We start from the raw sequence: 21088 nt of genomic DNA, 5'->3' as shown, positions 1-21088 counted from the left end.
TTATTTACCTTGTTTAGGCATTTTTAGTGCCCGTTGGATTAGCTGGAAAGCACCTTTTGGTTCCACTATGTTACCTGAAACTATGTTGCCATCCCGTCCGATAAGCAGCAAAAATGGTACACCTTTGATGTTATAGTATTTAGTAAATGGGTGCTGTAATGTTTGGCCGGAAGTATAAACGTTCAAGTACTCAGTTGAGGTATATTTCCCGCTTGCAATTCCCTCTTTCCAGCGTTTGGTTTCTTTGTTGGTGCCAATGGATAAATAAACAAAGTCTGAGTTGTCTTTTAATAATGGATAATAATCTTTATGAAAGCCCTGGTGAAATATGGCGCACCAGGTACAACCGGTACCCCAGAGGTCAATAAAAATTACTTTACCTTTTAAGGTGCTGGAATCAAATTGTTTACCATTGATGTCAGTGTAAGAGGTATTAAAAAATTTGCGCCCTTTAAGTGTTTTGGCCTGTTGATCCATGGGCTTTTTTAATATAGGTAAGGTGATGAGTTTACGGGCATCTTTAAATAGGGAGTCGTACAGCTGATCATCAAACTTAACTTCTGCTGTGCGTCCTTTACCTGCCAGAAAAAAATTCGCCAGCAATTCTTCACGCACTAAGCCAGTGTATTTTGTTTTAAAAACATCGTAAAGTCTTTTTAAGGGGATGGTATCGCCCGGTGCGTTCATCACGAGATCCAGGTTTTCGCGAAATGCTATTTTTTCCAGAAAGGAAGGGACCAGAGCCATGGCAGGGTCTTCTGGGTATTGGAACTCTTCTTTGAAGGTATTGAAGTGCCTTTTAATTAACTCACGTTCTGCAAATTTATCTTTATAGCTTACCGTATACCAATAACCAAGCGCAACGAGCCAATTATTGTAAGCATTAGCAAAATCATACCTGATCATTTTTTCCATTTGAGTGTCCAGACCAGTTTCTTTAAGCAGGTCTTCTTTATATTGTTTTAGTTCATCTACATGTTGATACAATTCAGAGAGATAAGTTGCCAGATTTGCAGGTGGCATAGTTACGATTTCTTTTTTCCTAAGCCTTGCAGGGTAAGGGGAAGAAAGCTGACGTATCAGGTTGTATTTAGCTGATCCAATACCCGAAAAGCTGGCACTGTCCATTTTGCCCTCTGTATTTTTGTAAATATTGATGAAGATGTTGTCGGTTGGTTCAAAGAAAAAAGAACTGTATAAAAAGCCTACTTTACCATTTACACGGGGCCTGATTGCTATTATGGCTGGCTGGCTATATCTGGGCAGTTTAAAAGCGAAATTACCACTGCTATCCGTAATAACTTCAACATGACTGATCCCGTCGGCTGCAGAGGCATAAGGAGTTTTATAGCTGATGGCAATGGTATCAATTTTAGCTGGATCATTTTGATATACTTTCCCACTGAAGCTGGGCAGATTAATATTGGTTTGGGCCTCAATGTTTGTGCAAATGCAGGTTAGCATAAACACCATGTTTAATATTCTCATTGGATTATTGTGTTTTATTATGAATCAGGTATTTTATTTGCATCAATAGCCTTCGTTTTGCTTGATGCTGGTGTTGTTTTTGAGCTCTGCAAAGGGTATGGGGAAAAGCACGTAATTGGACTTCCAGTTGGGTTTTAATCCTGTTAATGTTGCGTTCAATTTGTTTGTCCTTTTTAAAGTGAACCACCTATCGCCCCATTCGCCGAATAGCTCTACTCTTCTTTCCCTGGTAATGGCATCAAGCAGGTCGTTTTGGGAAATCCCTGGGCTGGTGTTTTTAATCAGGGGTAAGGTTGCCCGGTTCCTGATCAGGTCCAGATCATCAATCGCATCGGATAATTTATTTTGCCGGGCCCTGGCTTCTGCGCGAATAAGAACCTGTTCCGCTAACCGGAGTACCATGGTGTATTCTGTAACAGGCGTATTTGCCGCAATCACTGCACGATATTTATAAGGATAGTAATAGGTAACTCCATTTGCCATCATGCTTTTTACCCAGGCTGTTTTGCGCTGGTCGCCAGTTTCAAAAGCCTGAGTGGCAAAATCTGAACGTAGAGAGGCTTGGGATGGTGCTGCTGTACCTGGGATGATCAGGAAGCTTGCTGGTGAATTTGCATTCGGATTTGGCATCAGCTGCCATATGCTTTCCTGGCTGCTTTTTAGAAAGATTGCGTCCAGGGCCAACAATTTATAGGTACTACTGCGGTTGATGACAAGCGTACTGTATTTCTCTGCATTTTCCCAATCGCCCAGATAAAGATATACTCTTGCAAGCAGCGCCTGAGTAGCGGCTTTATTTGCCCGTACCCTTTCGTTTTTGGGATAGTTTTCGCCCAGCAGGTTTGCTGCCATTTGCAGATCGGCGAGGATTTGCGTGTAAATTTTATCGGCAGGTATTTTTGGCGAGGAACTGTTTGCCTTATAGTTGGCAGTTAAAATTAAAGGGACATCGCCATATAAATTAACCAGATAATAATAGCAAAAAGCCCGGATAAAATAAGCTTCGCCCTGCAGCTGGGATTTTATGGGGGTTGCAATAGCATTTGCACTGTTTAATCCTTCCAGTAAAGCATTGGCATCGTACAGCCTGGTATATATACCGGTCCAGATGCCAGTGATGGTTTGGTTTTCAGGGATGATGAGATTCTGGTAAGCAATTTGCAAAACCGGACTGTGGCCAATGAATTCATCTGCTGTAAGGCCACATACAGTCGAGATGCTGGATGCATCGTTAGATGAAAAGCCCGAAGTGGCCATTTGCTGGTAAATGCCGAGTAAGGCAGCTGTTGCCAGGTCTGGGTTTTGAAATACGGAAGCCGGTACGAGGCTGTTTTTAGGAGGATCGTTTGCGATGAATTTTTTACAGGACAATAAGCTGCTTATTGCTGCGAATGTGATGATGGATATAATTTTGATTTTCATGATACTTACCTAAAGGGTGAATTTTAAAGCCAGTGCCCAGCTGCGGAGCGGGGGAAGGCGCAGGAAGTTCTGGTTCTCGGGATCAAAACCGTCGTACCTGGTGATGGTAAAGATGTTCTGTCCCTGTAAGCTCAGGTCAAGTTTTTTAACCCCAAGCTTGTTTAACCAGTTGGAAGGGAATTCATAGCTTAAGGAGAGATTTTTTAACCTTGCAAAAGAGGCGTCTGTTAACGATTGTTCCCCTGTATCACCTTTGGCCATTAAAAAGTTGACACGCCCTGGAGTGGTTGTAGTATATTTGGCAAGAGCAGTCTGATCACCAGGATTTTGCCAGCGATCTGTAAGGGCCAGCGGGATATTCTGATTGGGATAGTTTGCCACAAAAGTGCCGGGAGGATAGGTTAAGCCATAAAGTAAACTATTTCCGTTTTGCTTGCTAAAGGATACCAGAAAATCGAGGCTGAAACGTTTGTAGCGGATATTGTTGTGCCAACCCCCGTAAAATACCTGGCCAATAAATTTGTGTAAATACCGGTCTGTCTCATTTTGAAAGGTATTGCCATCCTTGTCTTCGAAAGCATAATTTCCGGTTTGTGGGTCCAGGTAGGTATGGTAATACCTGCGGATGTTGAGCGGTTCGCCGATAAGATATACGGTTGAGTTAACAGATTTGTCCAGGTTTTGATATTTAACAAGTTTGTTTTTAGGAAGGGTAAAATTGACACTACTGGTCCAGTCCCAGTTCTTAGCTTTGATCAGCTGAAAACTGGCTTCCAGCTCTAAACCTGTGTTTTGTACCGTAGCAGGTAAATTGCCCATTACCACAGCAGCCCCAACACTTGGAGATTGTGGGATGGAAACGAGCTGATTGGATGACCGGTTTCGGAACCAGGCCAGTTGCAGGTTGATCTTGTTTTCAAATAGCCCCAGCTCCATAGCAATTTCTGCTTTTTTGTTGGTTTCCCAGGATAAATCGGCATTAGAGATACGCGTGGTAATTAAGGTTGGGCTTCCTTCATATGTAGAGTTTCCGCTATCGTATAGCTGAAGGTACAGGTAATCGCCAATCTGATCATTGCCGGTAATGCCATAGCTGGCCCTTAATTTACCAAGATTAATAAAATCCAGATGATCCTTAAAAAATTGCTCTTCTGAAAATAACCAGGCAGCACCTATAGCCCCGAAATTGGCAAATTGTTTGCCGCTGCCGAAACGGCTGCTGCCATCCCGCCTGCCGGTAAAGTTAAGGAAATATTTATTTAGCATGCTGTAGTTTAACCGGGTAAAGAACGCGGCATACTTGTACTTAGAATATTCCTGCTCAAAGATGCTAAAGGTGGCGGCAGATGCAATATTGTCCATCAACTCGTCACTGCTGAAATTGGCTGCCCTTATGGTGCGGAGTTCGGATTTTTCAGTTTGAAAGCTCATTCCGGCTAAGGCAGTAATTTTACCCGGGCCAAGTTTGGCGGCATAGTTGAGTTGCGGTTCGGCAATCCAGGAATTGTTATAAATATTGCCAAAAATACTTGTCCGGTTGGCTGCTGTAGGATTGTTTGCCGGTGCGCGGGCAATGTTCGGATTTTTAGCGAGCTCTTCCCTTTTGATGGTGCTATAGCCGATAGATGCTTTTATTACCAGGTTTTTGATGATCCGGTAACTCAGGTTTACGTTGCCGATCAGGTTATCGGTTTGCGAATTGATGGTATTGTTGAGCAAGGCCATAGGATTTATCCTCAATGCCGTATTGTTATAGTTCCAGTTCAGCTGCCCATATTGATCAAACAGATCAGGGTGGTTGGGTGCAAGCGTAACATTGGCAGTTGGATCTTGTGAGAGCAGGTTGCTGGTGGTATGGTTAAAAGTTGCAGTGAATGCTGCCTGGAAACGACTTTCGCTATCGCCAAGATTGATGCTGGTATGAACACCCAGGCGTTTGAAGCCAAAGTTGCCGGGGAATACGGTGCCTTCGCCATAATAATTTCCACCGATCAGGTAATTGCTTTTAAGGCCCCCACCCGAAACACTTAAAGCGGCATTGGTTTGATTGGCCCGGCCACCAACAAAATAATCTTGCCAATCAGTGTATTTGTTTTTATCCCAGCTGCCGTTTACATCGTAATCTGTTGCGGCAGGGTTGAGTTTGTCATTTTTGAAAGCCTCTGTTCGCATAGCCATGTATTGTTCTGTATTCATCAGGTTTAGCCTGTGGCCAACTTCACTGAAACCCTGGGCTATGCTGCCATTGACCTGGGTTTCACCAAGGCTGCCTTTCTTTGTGGTGATGAGCACTACGCCATTGGCGCCCCTGGAACCGTAGATCGCCGTAGCATCGGCGTCCTTAAGCACTTCAATACTTTGGATGTCGTTGGGGTTGATGAGGCTTAATGGATTGGAGCCCCCGGTGTTGATCTGATCGGAATTTGCGCTGTTGATTTTGGATGAGGGATAAGTCATACCATCGATGATGTACAACGGCTCGCTGCCTCTTATGATGCTGTTTTGTCCACGTATCCGTATCCTGAACCCTGAGCCCGGGACACCAGATTGCTGAGTGATCTCTAATCCGGGAACCCGGTTTTGCAAGGCCTGCAGGGGATTGTTTACCGGTTGGCGTTCGATGGTTTTAGCATCTACTTTTGCTATGGAGCCGGTGCGTTCCCGGTCTTTTACCGTATAATAGCCTGCATTGATCTCGATTTCTTTAAGATCGCCGGTACTGAGAGCTAATTTTATGATGCCTAAATCCTGGGTTGCTTTGCGTTCCTCGGCTACATACCCCAGATAACTGATTACAATTATAGCATTTTCATCTACATTGTTCAGTTGAAACTGACCACTTACGTTTGTTAAAGCAGCTTGATTGGTTCCTTTAACTTTTACAACAGCGCCGGAAATTGGCTGTTCCTGATCGTCCAGAACCCGGCCTGTAACGCTGATAGTGCGAAAGAGCTGTTGCACGGTGTTCAATATCTCTTTTGCTTTATCAAGAAGCGTAGGTTTTACTGCTTTGATGATGATGGTTTTGTTGCTGATGAGGTAACTTAGGTTCAAGCCTTTCAGGCTTTGGTCCAGTACTTCTTTAATGGGTGTATTTTTAAAGTTAGCCTGGATTGTTGTGCTGGTTTTTACGTCTTGTTCCGGCCAGACCACATTATAACTGGTTTGGGCTTTGATTTCGTTAAACAGATGGAGCAAGGTGGTGTTTTTTCGCTGATAAGTTAGATTTTGGGCAAAGCCCGCTGCACTTACCTGGAGCATTGATGCGATTAAAATGATGGTGGTCAGTCGCATAGCTAGTAAGAATTTGTAGATATACGTGTTCCGTATACCCAAATTATTGGTACAAAATGTATACATTTGTTTAGTCTGTTAGTTAGTTGAATAGAGTCGCATTTATTTACTTAGCAATACAGGTAGAGGCCAGAAGGATCGAGACTTCTGGCTTTGTTGTGTATTACCGTTTTATGGTTTAAATCACGGTAATCCTCCTTCCTTCGATTTTAAATTTTACTTTTCCGGTTAATTCGAGCATACAGAGCACTTCGGATACTTTGCCAAAGCGGGATATGCTTCCGCCGAAAGGTATGTTACGCGCTTCTGGATTTTCGTAGCTTACGGTTACATTATACCAGCGGGCTATGTTGCGCATGATGGATTCTAAAGGTTCGTTGGAAAAGGCGAATTCGCCGTTTTTCCAGGCAATGACGGTGTTGGGATCGATTTGTTTTATGATTAGGGCCGATCCGGCGTTAAGGGATTGTTGGTTAGGTTTTAGGAGAACGACTTTGCCTTGTGTGGCAACTTTTACACTTCCTTCTAGCAATGTTGTTTTTGTTGCTTTCTCATCGGCATAGCTGTTAATGTTGAAATGGGTGCCGAGGACGGTTACTTCCTGATGGTTTGTTTTTACGATGAAAGGATGCTTTTTATCTTTGGAAATTTCAAAGTAGGCTTCGCCGGTGAGGGTGACGATACGTTTACGCTGATCAAATTTTGCAGGGAATTTAAGAGATGAGGCGGCGTTCAGCCATGCTTTACTGCCATCGGGCAAGGTGATTTGGTAAGTGCCGCCGGCTGGGGTGGTTACACTTGTCATCCCGAGTCCCGAGGGATCTGGTTCCTTCGTATTCGCTCTGGATGACAAAGAGCCTATAACCGTTCCATCGTTGTATGTTAATTCTGAAGCATCTATTACAACCCCTGTTTTTGCATTACTGAGGTTGATGGTTTGGCCATTGGCCAGGATGAGCGTGGCTTTGTTGCTGCCAGGATCTATATCATTGCTATAGGTTTTTGAGACTGGTGTATCCACAAAAAGTAAAGTCCAGGTACTGAGCAGGATTAGTATTGCTGCTGTAGCTATGGCAATACGTAGCGGCCAGTTGAATCGGAAGTTAGTTCTTCTTGATACCGCTTGTTGGATTAGGGGTTGTGGTAAGGTGCTTAATAGATCCCTTACTACTTGCTCTGTTTGCTTTTTGGTAGGTGCAGTTCCTTCTTCTTTCCAGGTTAGAAACCAGGTTTCTACCAATGCTTTTTCTTCAGTGGTACATTGCCCTGAATTGTATTTATGGAGTAGTGCTTCGCTATTGTCTATAGGTTTCATCAAGAGTGTTTTTGTTTTATACCCTGATGACAGAACTGCGGGGTAGCAATGGTGCAATTTATTTTAAAAAAATATACCTGTTATACCTTTTGGTATATTGTGAAAGAATTTCGTTAAATTTGTATCATGACAACACTGACTGTAAATATTGACAACAAAAAAGCTGAAAAAGCCATAAAGGCTGTTTTAGATGCTTTAGGTTTAAATTACAATATTGAGCAGAATGTTAATTCTGCCAAACAGAATTTAAACGAAGAGGAACAGCGCGTGTACAATAATTTAAAGCGCTCGTTTACCAAAATAAAAATGCATAAAGAAGGAAAAATTAAACTTCAAAATGCTAAAGATGCCATTTCTGAAATAGAAGCCTCCCTTAAAGATTGATGGCTTTCGACGTTGTCTTAACTCCAGATTTTAAAAAGGAGCTGAAGCATATTGCTAAAAAGCATAAACAGATTTTAAAAGATCTAACTAAGCTAATTGATGAATTGGCCAAAAATCCCACTATGGGAACCGACCTTGTCAGAATGTCTATAAAATTAGATTAGCAATTTCCGGTACCAACAAAGGTAAATCCGGTGGTGCCAGGATAATTACTTATGTTTTTGTTGATGGAAATACAGTTTTTCTTTCAGAAATCTACTTAAAAAGTGAACACGACACTGTTGATGTAAAGGCTGTTATTGAGCGGTTGAGCGACGAAGGAATTATTTAACATCTTTTATCATACGATAACCTAACCCGTAAGATTTTTAAAGCTCGCTTGGTATGGGAATGTACGGTTTCGGGCGAGATATTGAGTTCGCTGGCGATTTCGTGGTGGCTTAGGTTATTTTTTCTGGTTAGGAGGAATACCCATCGCATTTTATCCGGTAACAGGTTTACTTCTTTTTCAATAATTGCCGCCAGTTGTTTTTCGCGGATGAGGTGGTCTGTCATCACTGGTTCCTGATCTATGAAGTCTTTTAGGGTTTGGATGCGCCGTTTTTGGGATTGGTTGCGCTGGATGTAATTGAGCATGGTATTGCGGACGGCGCTGTATAGGTAGGCCGCAAGTACGCCAGGAACTTCGATGGTTTCTCTTTTGAGCCAGAGGTTGGTGAAGAGTTCTTGCAGGATATCTTTGGCATCGTCCTGATCTTTTATCCGTTTGCATAGGAATATGTAGAGCAAGCCGGAAAACCGCTTGTAGATTTCGGTATAGGCTGCGTGGTTTGATTGCTTTAGCAGCTTCAAAAGTTCAGCGTCAGAAAGATTTCGGTACCCTGGCATTGCTCATCATATTAAATTGTTAATATTTTGAGCCATTAGACCTGCAAAACTGCCAGCAAATATAATAAGGCGGCAACCCGCGTAGTTTAATGTCCAGTGGCTCTGACAAAGCCTCCTTTCCTTTCGGAAAGGTTCCCAACATAAACATAAGCGAGCACCAGCCCTATCACAGGTATAGGGGATGGATGCTCAACTTACACTCGTTGGGTAAAACTGTCAGATTTCTGAACGAGGCTCTTTTAAGCAATCCTTATTTTTTAATAAGAATTACAAAAATATATTTTTTTCTCCAAAATTTATCATAGTAATTACTGTAATAAACTGCATTATTATAATGATATCCTTATCAAATATACTTAATTGTCGAGATACTATCAAAAAATAGTAGTTATATGTATTGTATTAAGATATGATAAATAACATGGTCTCCAAAGGGCTTTTTGGAGATTTGTATATGGCCATATTTATAGGTAAAATAATTCATGATCTGGTTAAGGCGAGTGGGCTGAAAGCGAAAGCGGTGGCTGATGCGATCAATGTAAGTGAATCAACTTTGTTTGGTATCTATTGGAAAAACCATTTTGATTGATCCCCATCGGCCATTTTCAAAATTCAAGATAACAAATTGACCATCAATAACAAAAAGGGGCAATTCAAAATGGCGAAGGGGGATCAGTTTGCCATGGTTTATCAACCTAAAGGCAGGGACATAAACTTGTCTTTATTTACCTTCCCTGTTCATCATCTAAGCTAACCTTACGGCCAGTTCAGACAATTTGTTTCTAAGTTCCTCCAGCTGAAATGGTTTCGGCAGGTAATCGTTCATGCCATGCAATATAAGTTTCCTTTTAACGTCTTCAGAAACCTCCGCGGTCAGCGCGATGATGTGAATCGATGACTTCAGCGGATTCTGAAGATTCCGAATGCACTTTGCAGTTTCCAGTCCATCCATAATTGGCATATTCACATCCATCAAAATCACGTCGTAATCTTTTTCATTCAGCAATTGTAATGCGTCCCGGCCATTTTCGGCAACGTCAATTTTGATATTCCAACGCTGCAGGAGTTGCCGCATGAAATAAATATTCATCATGTTATCCTCTGCCAAAAGCACACGCAAATTATCAAGCGGAACTGCTTTTGTTTCAACCGTTTCTACCAGTTTGGCAGCAGACCTTCTAAAACGCAGATCGAACGAAATTGTAGTACCTATTTTCGGAACACTCTCCAGCTTAATTTCGCTGCCAAACAATCCTATCAGTTGCTTTACAATGGCTAGCCCAAGGCCAGTACCGCCAAATTTCCGTGTGGTGTTCGCCGAGGCCTGTCTGAATGGATCAAATATCACCCGTTGCTGACTTTCGCTAATCCCAATGCCGGTATCTACAACCTTGAAACCTATAAGATCAGTATATTCTTCCTGTACCAGCAGCATCAGGGATACCGTTACGCCACCTTTTTCCGTGAATTTTATTGCATTTCCGATCAGGTTATAAAGCACCTGGCTTAGCCTGGTCGCATCGCCATCATAGGTCATCTCCTTTATTCGAGGATCAACATCGAGCTGCAAAGAGAGTGACTTCTCTTTTACCTGAGGGGTCATGCTTGCTGAGACCGAACTTATCAGTATATGGCAATTAAAAGGAACACTGTCCAGTTCCAGTTTTCCAGATCCCAATTTATTGATATCCAGGATATCATTTACCAGTGAAAGCAGGTTGTTAGCAGAAAACTTAAGTACTTCCAAATGCTCCCGTTCCTTTTGGTCCTTATTTTCTTCTACCAGCAGGTTCGCAATACCGATTACAGAATTCAAAGGCGTACGCAACTCATGCGCCATTGTAGACAGGAATTCCGTCTTGCTGTCAGCAGTCCGCTTAAGCTTCTTGTTCAGGCGCTCTTTGGCGCGCAAACTGCCAAAAAGCACGCCGTGAAAATATACATGGGACAACAGAATCACCAAAAAATTAATTCCAACATACAAATCATTGAGCCCTGTGGGTAAAGGCTCCAGACCAGTAAACCTGAAGCTAATATAATGGCAAAGAATTGGCGCGGCACTGGCAATGATGGTATAAAATACACCCCACCTGGCATTAAGCCCATAAAAAGAAGAGATCACCACCATTACTATCGCTTGAAGAGTGATCACATCCGCACCAACATCCTGGTTAAACGCCCGGTAATAAACATGCAGTACTGTTGTCGAAACTGCCCAGAAGATCCCCGCTTTTATATATTTGGGAAAGAACCGCAAGGCAGCCATCAGCAATATTGAAGTTAAGATCAGACGGATTGCCCGTCCACTGCCATCGCCCTGATGATTGTGGTAAGCGTCATATAAATAGATGCCACCTTTAAAAACGTTTGCGCCCAGCATCAGGTAAAACAACTTCAGCTGTGCCTCAAGGATTGATGTGCTTCTCTGAGGTATAAATAACGATTTAAACTGCGCAAGCCTGCAGGCAAAGATCATGTTTCCTTAGTTCTGTTTTGCCGATGGTTTACCTTCAATTGTAAAAGCATAGATGGCTACGTTTTTCATTATCAGGCACTAAGTTACGAAACAACCACAGCAACTCAAACAGTTTTCTGCATTCAAGCGTGTTGGGTCACTATCTTATGAAGTCATTCACATCCAGCACTCTTACTTTCCCCTTTTTTTTGAAAAAATCTAGCGCCGTTCTGGTGCTGAGGTCAGGATTCGGTAAGCCAAGTGTAACCCCAACGTGATATCATAGTTATCCGGCGTAACCGGGTGGCAAATGGGGTATCCCTGAATTCTACAACATAATATCCTATAACTTAGTCGAGGGTAAGTTATTTCTAAGAAGCTAAAGTATCCATTGATTTTGGAGATACCAGAGGGCTCTTTGTTTTGCGCCTCATCTATCTAACTTGATAAAAACAGGAGTTAGGATTCTTTTTTATAATATTGATTTTTTTTTGGTAAAATCGCTTTCTGTTCCACAAGCCACTTATTTAGTTTAGTTTGTAGTTTTTTAAGCACCACAGGTTCCTTATCAATTCTATTATTCTTTTCGCCGATATCCACTTTCAGATTATACAATTCCTCCGTATCTGTTTCATAAAAACGGATCAGTTTCCAATCGCCATCGCGGATTACAGATCCCGGCGCACCACCCTGTCCACCATAATGAGGGTAATGCCAGTAAATCGCTCTGCGTTGCATTGGCTTTTGTTTAAGCAAGGGTAACAGATTTTTACCATCAATATGTTGTTTAGGTATTTGTGGAAGCCCAGCCATCTGTAATAAAGTTGGATAAAAGTCGGTGCTCACAACTGGTTCTTCACATATACTATTTGCTTTGGTTACGCCAGGCCATCTTATAATCATAGGCTCCCTTATTCCACCCTCATATAACCATCCCTTACCTGCCCTAAGGGGTGCATTAGCAGTAGGATTTCCTTCACTAACAGCCAATCCGCCATTGTCAGAAAAAAAGACAATTATAGTGTTTTCATATAAATTTAGGGATTTCAATTTGGCAATAACTGCACCTACAGTTAAATCAACCTCCTCTACCATTGCAGCATATGTAGTATGTCCCTGGTTAAGGCGCACTGTTTTTTTACCCTCGGTACCAAACTCATCCTTTATACCAAGCTTCTGCTTTTTTAGCTCATACTTTGCAATGTTCTCTTTTTTTGCTTGCAAAGGTGTATGTACAGAATAAAACGAATAATAGATAAAAAAGGGGCTGTTTTTATTGTTGTCAATAAATCCAAGTGTTTCCTTAGTTAAGCGCTCAGGTAAATATTCACCTTCAGGACCATCACTTAATTTGGGATTGTTGTAGGGAGAAAAATAGCTTGAAGGATGCCCTTTAGCAAAACCTCCAAAATTATAATCAAATCCCTGATTTTCTGGCCAGTATTTCTCCGAATCTCCTAAATGCCATTTCCCGGCTATCATAGTTGTATATCCACCGGCCTTTAGTGCTTCTGCTATGGTGGTTTCCTCTAATGGTAAATAATCGCGGTATTGAGCCGGCAACAAAATATTCCGGGTTCTTAATTTAGGGTTTTTAACAATTTGTTCTGGCTGGCTCGCACCAAAATATTCTGTGGTTTGTGTTCTTGCCGGATATTTACCTGTCATTAAACTTGCCCTTGTAGGCGAACAAACAGGGCATGCTGCATAAGCATTTGTAAATCTCATAGACTCCTTTGCAAGTTGTTTTAAGTTTGGTGTTTCATAAAACGTAGTACCAAAAGGCTCAACATCCCTCCAGCCCAGGTCGTCAACTAAAAAAAATATAATATTGGGTTTTTTCTGTATCTTTTCTTGTGCCATGATATAGCCGGGCAGACCAAATAACCAGGTTAACACTATCAATTTGATGGTTGAGGTCAAGCTTTCAATAATCATCGTTTTAGTTATAATAAAGTTCATGTATTCAAAATTTATTCGTAAAACTCTACAGGGTATTTTCTGCTGTTATAACAGATTGGATAATTCTAAGGACTTACACTTAAAACGATTCTGTAAATTTCGTACGGGGAGAGGGTATTCATATCAAATGAAACCACGTTACTGCTTAAAGCTGCATAACTTGCGGTCATATCATCTGTAATATACCCATTAGCGGACTGTGTATTGCTGCTATTGTAAGGTCTAAACCTGGTTACACTAACAACAGAAGAAACCGCATAACCATGTACTGTAATATTGGCAGTAGTTGCGTCCCATTTGCCACCCGTTACATATAAATATAATTTATTGTCTGGATGTAGTGCGCCAGCTATATGTAAAGAATCTGAAACGGTACTTACACACTTGCCGTAAAAATTGTCAGCCAGTTCCTTAAAGATCTGTGCAACAGGATAAATTGAAGTGTAAGCATAAGTAAATAATCCATTTCCAGATACTGTCGGATTCATTGGAGGCCAGTAGGCTGCAGCATTAACTCTCGAACGGGCAAATATCTGAATAAAATCAGGTATAATATTGGCAGTTTCCATATAAGCTTTATTGTTATTTACAGCCCTTGAAGGCATCCATTCCGAACAATATAGGTATTTCTTATTCGGATTAAAATTGTTAACACAAGACTGTAGCTTGGTTTGAAGATCAGCAATATTATATGATGCATACGGGGCTTTAGGCTCATATCCGGCGTATGGATGAAGGGCTAAACCATCGAGGGTATTGTAGGCATTTGAATGGCCAGCAAAACCATTTTTCATAGTTGTAAATTCAAACGGAACTGTCCAGTCTCCATTAACCAACACTTTGAAGGTGTGGCTGGGGTATTGGCTATAAATACGTTCGGCTATACCAATTGCAATTTTCACATACTTGTCTAACTTGTTTGCCCTCGAAGAACCAGCAGCGTATTGAAGCCACCATTCGTTACCTATTTCAACTATTTTTACATTAGCGGCACCCGCACTATCTATAGCCGCAAGAGCCACATTTGCTAAACTATCTACTGCGTTGTTAAAAGCAGTGGTGTTAATTGTTTTTTCCATAGCAGCATTGGTAGGCACTACTATACCGTAAGCTATGCCATGCAAACCCATCTGATATTTCAGGGTTCCAATTGAAGCTCCTGCAACAACAGGTGCCGAAGACCAGCCGGGGGTCTGGTTAGTGGCCCATTTATAAAATTCTGATTCCCAGCCTCCCGGAAAGCGGATGATCTTCGCAGATATATCACTCATCGCATTCGCAAAGTTATGGAAATTTGCATTTGTTACCTGGGTCCAGTCGTTATTGACACCGAACAACTCAGGATGAATATCAACCTTATCATTTACATATACATGCAAATTTCGGGAATACAAGGTAGAGCGCACCTCTGGTACAGAAAAAGAAGTAGTATCACTTGTTTCTGCAACTTCATTTAATCCACTTTTTTTACAGGCGATAAATAATAGACAAAATATTGCTATAATTAAAATATTTCGATTCATAATATTAATAATTAGTAAATAAATAGACCGTTAGTTATATGTTGCATAAAGTTGAGCGATTTGATATACATATACAATGGACATTCTTACATATACGATGGACTTTTTTGTTTAGATCTGTTTCTGAAAAAACCAATTTGATTGACCCTCATCGGCCATTTTCAAAATTCAAAGTAACTAATTGACCATCAATAACAAAAGGGGATAGTTCAAAATGGCGAAGGGGGATCAGTTTGCCATGGTTTATCCACCTAGTCAGGTTTGTTGATTAATCTGTTGATCACCTGGTCCAGATCACGCGTTGAGCATTTTAAATGGTTGATGATGTTGCCCAACGCTTCTTGGTTCATATCACCTTCTAACAGATTTACCAATCCAATTATCTTAGCCAATGGCGCACGGACCTCATGTGCCTGAATCCATGCGATTTCATGTAACCGGGTGTTTTGATCTTCAATCGCTTTGATATGCGCAATCCGCTCTGTGATATCTTCCATAGACCCAATCATCCTGGTTGGCTTCCCCTCCTGGTTAAAGAGCACGAAAGATCTGTCCAGCACGCATTTGTAAGTTCCATCCGCACACCGAAAACGATATTCAATCTGAAGTCTTGATTGTTTGCTCTGGGTCAATCTATCGAATTGTTGCTGCACATTCTGGATGTCATCCTGATGAACCTGTTGCTCCCACCAATTGATATCAAAACAGGTATCTCGATAACCATAAACACCTTTAATTGCCTGGTTCCACTGTATTTTTCCGGTTGTTATATCCCAGTCCCAGATGGCGTCGCTCGTAGCCTTCGCAACAATATTAAACCGGTTTAGGAGCTGCTCCGTTTTCAGCTCACCTTCTACCCGGTCCGTAATATCCCTGGAATTTGATACAATCCCTTCAATAGCCGGGTCATCAAGCATGTTGGTCACTACGGTTTCAATCCATCTGTATTGTCCTTTGCCATCGACGAAACGAAAGGGTAATAATTTAACCCGCTTTTCATTTGCGAGCTGCTCAAATTGTGACAATGTTGCAGACCTGTCGTCTGGATGGATAAATTCAAAAGCATTTTTACCAATAAAATGAGCAGTCTCAATTCCAAGTATCTGTTTCGTAGTAGGGCTAACATATTTATAGTTGCCCTGTTGGTCTAATATCCCGATAAGGTCCGAGCCATCCTGTACCAGTGCCTTAAACCGCTGCTCACTTCTGCCCAGTTCAAGCTCAGCCTTAATCTGTTCTGTCTGATCTACCGCCATCACCAGGCGTGCGTTTTTGTTATCAAAGAAAACAGAGTTCCCATCAACTGACACAAAAATAATATCACCGTTTTTTTTTCGGTGCCTGACAACTGAGGAATTAAAATGGCCTTTTAAAATATCATTATCTAAAATTTGCGTGAAAGTGCTTACGTCTTCTGGTGGCCGGATATCTATCAATGTCATTTTCAGGAATTCCCTTCGGCTATAGCCATATTGCTTAATGGCAGCATCATTGACCTGTAAAATTGATAACGTTTTAAAATCATACACCCATTGCGGCAAAGGACTATGATTAAAAAGGTCATAGTACCTTTTTTTTTCTCTTTCCAGCTGTCGGGTAATCTGCTTCCATTCCGTAATGTCTTTGAAATAAACTGATAAGCCTTCGCCGGATGGAAATGCATTGGCCTCAACCCACATTTTTTTTTCCGGCCAGTATTCCTGAAATCTGACAGCTACTTTTTCACGCATCGCCTTATGATATTCCGTATAAAATTTTAGAGAAATAGCTTTGCTAAACTCCTTCCAAAGATTTTTTCCAATAATATCTGACTTTGACTTACCCAGCAGGCGCTCACATTCTTTATTCCAGTAAGTAACAGTCCAATCCAGGTTTACCTCAAAAAAGGCGTCTGTGAAGCTCTCCAGGATATTTGCTATTTTCTGCTTATATTTTATTAATTCGGATTCAAAACTCATAGCTTGGGATGACTTTAGTAGTTTTTAAATTAGTACGATGGTTCCCAATTTACGACTCAGGCAAACTGAACCAGAAGGTTGACCCTTCTCCAATAATGCTTTCAACTCCGATCCTCCCTCCATGTCTTTTGATAATCTCAGCGCAAATATATAACCCCAGCCCAAGCCCCGAATATTCGGCACCTGAATGGCTAACGCGAAAATAGCGGTCGAAAACATATGGAACCTTATCAGGGGCAATCCCTGGTCCATTATCTTTTACTGCCACAATTATTTGGCCATTATCCCTGTAAGCGCTGATGAAGATATCAGATGAGAGGGGCGCGTACTTAATCGCATTATTGACAAAGTTGACAATTACCTGGTCAATCCGATGCTCGTCGCCATAAACGGTAAGTCCGCGTTGACATTTAATGTGCAATTGGTACTTGCCTGCTAACCGGACATGAGAGCAGGTGTTATCAAGCCATTCAGACACATCAAACTGCCTTATGTTCAAGACGAGTTGTCCTTCCTTGATGTTTCCAGTATTGAGCAGGTCATCCACAAGGCTATTCATCTTTTCTATACTTTTTTTTGATTGCGCCATTAACATCATCAATCTAGGCTCCCCTTGTTGAGTAATCAGTCGGTCCATTAACTGAAGCGAAGCCCTTAAACTCGTAATTGGTGTTTTAAGTTCATGGCTGGCCACCGAAATAAACTCATCCAGGTGCTGGATAGCGGCTACATGTCTGTTAATGTCGGTGCAAGAGCCCATCCATTTTTCGATCTTTCCGTCCATGCCTTTAATCGGCAGGGCCCGAACCAGATGCCATTTATAACTACCGTCCTGATTGTGCAATCTTACCTCAATCTGGACTTCTTCACCAATTGCAACGGCACGTTTCCAGTTTCTGAATAACTTGAAACGATCCCGATGATGTATCTTGGACAAAATAACAATGGCAGAAAAAGATCCGTCCGGCAGGCCAAAGAAACTTGTAAAACGCTTGTTTATATAATTTATCTCCCCAGATGCGTCAGCGGTGAAAACCATCTCTGGAATCAAATCTGACAACAGCTCAAATTTATTTCGCTCTGCATCCGCTTGTTTTTTTGCTTCCAGCAGCTCACGCTCGTATTTTTTCCGGTCGGTTATATCATATACAGTCGCATTTATGGCGACCATACTGCCATTACTATCCTTAAAAGCTGTTGAATTGATCAGCGCTGGAAATTTTGAACCATCAATGCGCTGAAAATCAAAATTGATCTCATTTACGTTAGGTTGCATCTGTAGCAATGGCATATAAAACATTTCGTAATAGATTCTGCCGCCACGGGAAATCAGATCAGTATAGTATAGCTTATCTATGACCTCGCTTTGCTTGTATCCGAGCCAGGAAAGAAGTGTCTGGTTGATTTTTACAATTTTTCCATTGGCTGTAAACGAGAGGTATCCGCATGGCGCATTTTCATAAAGTATACCCGGGTCTGTAATTGCTTTAAGAAAATCGTCTTTTGGGTTTCTTTCCATTTCTGGCTTTTTTAATTCAGATAATTTCTCACCGCAGCAATAGTTTCGCCAGGAGCGCTCATATGAGGACAGTGGCCGGTTGCCTCCATAATTACCAGGGTATTGTTTCTCATGTTTTCATTCATGTAATTCCCTACCGAAATGGGCGCAATGATATCATTGCTGCATTGCAGGGTGAGGCTTGGCACAGTTAGTTTTGGAAGATCTGCCCGGTTATCAGAAAGAAAAGTTACCCGGGCAAATTGTTGGGCAATTTCCGGGTCGGTAGCACAGAAACTATTGGTCAATCGCTCACCCAATTCCGGGTATTCAGGATTTCCCATGATAGATGGAGCCAGCGCCCGTGCCCAGCCTAAATAATTATTGTCCATCATTTCAAAAAGGCCTTCAAGGTCTTCCTGTTCAAACCCCCCGTGATAATCAACATCATTAAGATATCTCGGCGATGGACCCAGGAAGATGATGCTTTTAAAATATTCAGGTTTTTGAATTCCGGCAAGTAGTCCGATCATACTGCTAACGGAATGGGCAATCAGGATGGTATCCTTTAACCCTAGCGACTCATATATTTCCAGAATATCCTGGGCATATCCGTTAAGGCTACTGTACCGTTCTTTGCTATAGGCAGAAAGATCAGACATTCCAGCCCCAACATAATCAAAGGAGACCACCCGATAGTCCTTCGAAAATGAGTTAATCATATCCTGCCACACATTCTGGTCGCAACCATAGCCGTGCGCAAAAACCATGGTTGGCTTATTTTCTTCCCCTAAAATCGTAACATTATTTCTTTTTAGAATATCCATAGGTATCAACTTAAATGCGAATTATCTAATGCAAGATACAAATAACATTGTAAAGTAACCTTCGGTTTGAAAGCTGGAAGAATTGCGATGCTTATTTTATGAGGTAAAAAAACTAGCTTATTTGACTCATGATCCCAAAGATTTTACTTTAGATCGTGCTTCCAATATTGATTCTTGCAGGTAAAATTTTAAATCATCAAAATATTCCTTACGGTTATCAACATTCAAATTATTATCCAGCAGCGCCAAATGATCCAAGAGCTCGTTGACTCCTATTTGTAAAAGATTCTCAAAAACCTCTGCATGTTGCTGATATAGCGTGGTCAATATCCTGTTATATTGTGAAATGATTTCGCTAGCTCCTTCTCGATGATCAAAATTATCGTAGGATAAGTCCTCTACACCAAAATACAGCCGTTGTAACTGTGAAATTATATTTTCGTAACCCATGGATACAATTTGGCGAAAATTTAACGATCATGTATGACACATCCCGGTTCAGTAATGAAAATTAATATAAATAAGCAAATCGGAGTCACGAAAAAAACTCCGGAGAGGTACTTGGCGGAAAGTTGAAGGACCAGAAACTATTAATTCGGCTTATAGAACAGCGGAAGAGCGAGGTGCAGTACTTGCTGCGATCTCGTCTTACTACGCACAAATTGTCATCACCAGATTCATGGAAGAGTTATGAATGACAAGCACCAAATAGTTGAGGATCTATAATTAGACACACTATGTCTGCGTTGTATGTATCATCTGAAAATAAATATCCTTTAACCAACCTGAGCATCCATTTTGTTTTCTATTTTTGGCTGAAACAGTAAGTTTGCTCTATGAAGGTGATTATGCTCTTCTTTGAATGGACAATAAAGAACATTTTACGCCAGGAACTCAATATCATCAACCGTTCGCGGTTAAGGATGCTTTCCTATGGCCTAATGTTGCAGCTCGTCATAACGGCAATCATCATGGTAATTGGCGGTAAGATGCAGGTGACAAACATGCCTGTCATCGGAGCTTCTATTCAGCTGATACTTCTTGCTAATCAATCATTTATTGGTAGCCGTAAACCCCATATTATTACTTAACAATAGTAAATTCGGTTCTTCTGTGCAGAAGCTAGTCTTTCGGCAATAATATCTAAACTATTTATTAAAAAAGCTATAGCTGATGCCAATTTCATAATCGCCACTGGTATAACCCTGTAAAGGTGAAGTATTGGTCGTATACATGCCATTGATGGCAAGTGTATTGTTCCAGTTCACCCCTATCCCGAAGGTTGCACTGCCGGCACTGTGGTACAAGGCAAGTACGTTGACTTTACTGGCAGCTGGGGACCGGAATTCTAAATTCACGCCCGCATCCAGTAAATTGTCATACCCTTTCACGCCCCGGTAAACCACCTTCGGCTCTACCATGGCAAAGCTTGTGGGTATGCGGTAACTGACGGCCGAAAAGAATACCGGCATATCTGATGCATGATAGGTATCCTTTTTAAGCAGACGCTTCATATTGGTTACCGCACCCTGGATCTGAAGGTTATCACTCCGGTAAGCCATCCCGAAATCTGCATCAAGATAGGTTTCACGCTGGTTAACACCATATACATCCAGGTCATCCGCATCACCCCGCAGGTCGGCAAGGTTAATGTCATCATCAGCAAAGGACAAGGCAAGGCCAAAGCTTAGGTTCTTGCTGTCCGCGTCTAGGGGAAGATGATACGCAAAGGAAGCTGCCGCGCGGGTTCGTTTAAGCAATCCCGCACGATCGTTATATACTTGCAGCCCCAGGGCAGATTTCCCGGCAAAGCCATAGTCTGCCGTTATAAACTGGGTAACCGGCGCCCCCGGCATGGTGCTGAACTGCTGGCGTATGCCTGCATTTAAGGTCAGCCGCTGCTGCAACCCTGCCATTGCAGGGTTGGCCAGGTACTGGTTCTGATAATACACCGCGCTCATCGGATTGAGCTGTGCCCAGCTTTTTAAATAAGGAAGGGTTATAAACAGCAGTATAAAAAAACATTGGATTGCTGCTTTGGGGATATGTCTGTTAATTGTTTTCATTTCCTGAT

At 41.7% G+C, this 21088-nt stretch carries 17 protein-coding genes; 4 read left to right on the top strand and 13 right to left on the bottom strand.

Annotated features, from left to right (window positions below; genetic code table 11):
* The 4 genes from HDC92_RS08795 to HDC92_RS08780 all read right to left on the bottom strand — a co-directional run bounded on the left by HDC92_RS08795 (position 1) and on the right by HDC92_RS08780 (position 7519).
* Complete coding sequence (locus HDC92_RS08795) at positions 1–1488, bottom strand: TlpA family protein disulfide reductase (protein WP_183873884.1); 1488 nt, start codon at positions 1486–1488, stop codon at positions 1–3.
* A 42-nt stretch (positions 1489–1530) separates the two neighbouring features.
* Positions 1531–2910, bottom strand: coding sequence for a RagB/SusD family nutrient uptake outer membrane protein (locus HDC92_RS08790; RefSeq protein WP_183873882.1), 1380 nt, complete (start codon positions 2908–2910; stop codon positions 1531–1533).
* A 9-nt stretch (positions 2911–2919) separates the two neighbouring features.
* On the bottom strand, positions 2920–6204 hold the full coding sequence (locus HDC92_RS08785; protein WP_183873880.1) for a SusC/RagA family TonB-linked outer membrane protein: 3285 nt from the start codon (positions 6202–6204) through the stop codon (positions 2920–2922).
* Positions 6205–6382: 178 nt separating this feature from the next.
* Positions 6383–7519 (bottom strand): FecR family protein, encoded by a 1137-nt coding sequence (locus HDC92_RS08780; RefSeq protein ID WP_183873878.1) that lies wholly within the window; start codon positions 7517–7519, stop codon positions 6383–6385.
* Between the two features lie 126 nt (positions 7520–7645).
* On the opposite strand from HDC92_RS08780, the gene HDC92_RS08775 reads away from it, so the two are divergent.
* Both HDC92_RS08775 and HDC92_RS25360 read left to right on the top strand, forming a co-directional pair.
* A complete protein-coding gene (locus HDC92_RS08775) occupies positions 7646–7903 on the top strand; it encodes a hypothetical protein (RefSeq protein WP_183873876.1) in 258 nt (85 codons plus the stop codon).
* Positions 7903–8067: a type II toxin-antitoxin system RelE/ParE family toxin gene (locus HDC92_RS25360; protein WP_183873873.1), complete on the top strand. Its 165-nt coding sequence runs from the start codon at positions 7903–7905 to the stop codon at positions 8065–8067. The genes HDC92_RS08775 and HDC92_RS25360 overlap by 1 nt, the downstream gene beginning before the upstream one ends.
* Before the next feature lie 163 nt (positions 8068–8230).
* On the opposite strand, the gene HDC92_RS08765 is transcribed toward HDC92_RS25360, so the two are convergent.
* Positions 8231–8791, bottom strand: a complete 561-nt coding sequence (locus tag HDC92_RS08765; protein WP_183873871.1) for an RNA polymerase sigma factor — start codon at positions 8789–8791, stop codon at positions 8231–8233.
* 409 nt (positions 8792–9200) lie between these two features.
* On the opposite strand from HDC92_RS08765, the gene HDC92_RS08760 reads away from it, so the two are divergent.
* A complete protein-coding gene (locus HDC92_RS08760; protein ID WP_183873869.1) occupies positions 9201–9380 on the top strand; it encodes a hypothetical protein in 180 nt (59 codons plus the stop codon).
* Positions 9381–9536: 156 nt separating this feature from the next.
* On the opposite strand, the gene HDC92_RS08755 is transcribed toward HDC92_RS08760, so the two are convergent.
* From HDC92_RS08755 to HDC92_RS08725, 7 genes are all read right to left on the bottom strand, one after another.
* Positions 9537–11267, bottom strand: a complete 1731-nt coding sequence (locus HDC92_RS08755; protein WP_183873867.1) for a response regulator — start codon at positions 11265–11267, stop codon at positions 9537–9539.
* Between the two features lie 438 nt (positions 11268–11705).
* On the bottom strand, positions 11706–13208 hold the full coding sequence (locus HDC92_RS08750) for a sulfatase (protein ID WP_183873865.1): 1503 nt from the start codon (positions 13206–13208) through the stop codon (positions 11706–11708).
* A 65-nt stretch (positions 13209–13273) separates the two neighbouring features.
* Entirely contained in the window at positions 13274–14731 is a 1458-nt protein-coding gene (locus HDC92_RS08745) for a hypothetical protein (protein ID WP_183873863.1), read from the bottom strand.
* Between the two features lie 251 nt (positions 14732–14982).
* The gene (locus tag HDC92_RS08740) at positions 14983–16689 is read right to left on the bottom strand and encodes a PAS domain S-box protein (RefSeq protein ID WP_183873862.1); all 1707 of its coding nucleotides are present in this window, start codon (positions 16687–16689) and stop codon (positions 14983–14985) included.
* 49 nt (positions 16690–16738) lie between these two features.
* Entirely contained in the window at positions 16739–18208 is a 1470-nt protein-coding gene (locus tag HDC92_RS08735) for a PAS domain-containing sensor histidine kinase (protein ID WP_183873861.1), read from the bottom strand.
* Positions 18209–18219: 11 nt separating this feature from the next.
* Positions 18220–19014 (bottom strand): alpha/beta fold hydrolase, encoded by a 795-nt coding sequence (locus tag HDC92_RS08730; RefSeq protein WP_221270938.1) that lies wholly within the window; start codon positions 19012–19014, stop codon positions 18220–18222.
* Positions 19015–19140: 126 nt separating this feature from the next.
* Positions 19141–19464, bottom strand: a complete 324-nt coding sequence (locus HDC92_RS08725; protein ID WP_183873860.1) for a hypothetical protein — start codon at positions 19462–19464, stop codon at positions 19141–19143.
* Positions 19465–19850: 386 nt separating this feature from the next.
* Here HDC92_RS08725 and HDC92_RS08720 point away from each other — a divergent pair, with 386 nt between their 5' ends.
* Entirely contained in the window at positions 19851–20105 is a 255-nt protein-coding gene (locus HDC92_RS08720; RefSeq protein ID WP_183873859.1) for a hypothetical protein, read from the top strand.
* Between the two features lie 57 nt (positions 20106–20162).
* On the opposite strand, the gene HDC92_RS08715 is transcribed toward HDC92_RS08720, so the two are convergent.
* On the bottom strand, positions 20163–21080 hold the full coding sequence (locus HDC92_RS08715; RefSeq protein ID WP_183873858.1) for a PorP/SprF family type IX secretion system membrane protein: 918 nt from the start codon (positions 21078–21080) through the stop codon (positions 20163–20165).
* Positions 21081–21088: the final 8 nt, after the last annotated feature.

Source organism: Pedobacter sp. AK017 (assembly GCF_014200825.1).
Classification (GTDB): Bacteria; Bacteroidota; Bacteroidia; order Sphingobacteriales; family Sphingobacteriaceae; genus Pedobacter; species Pedobacter heparinus.
The sequence above is the reverse complement of the archived record's forward strand: the minus strand, read 5'-3'. Positions and strand labels throughout refer to the sequence as shown.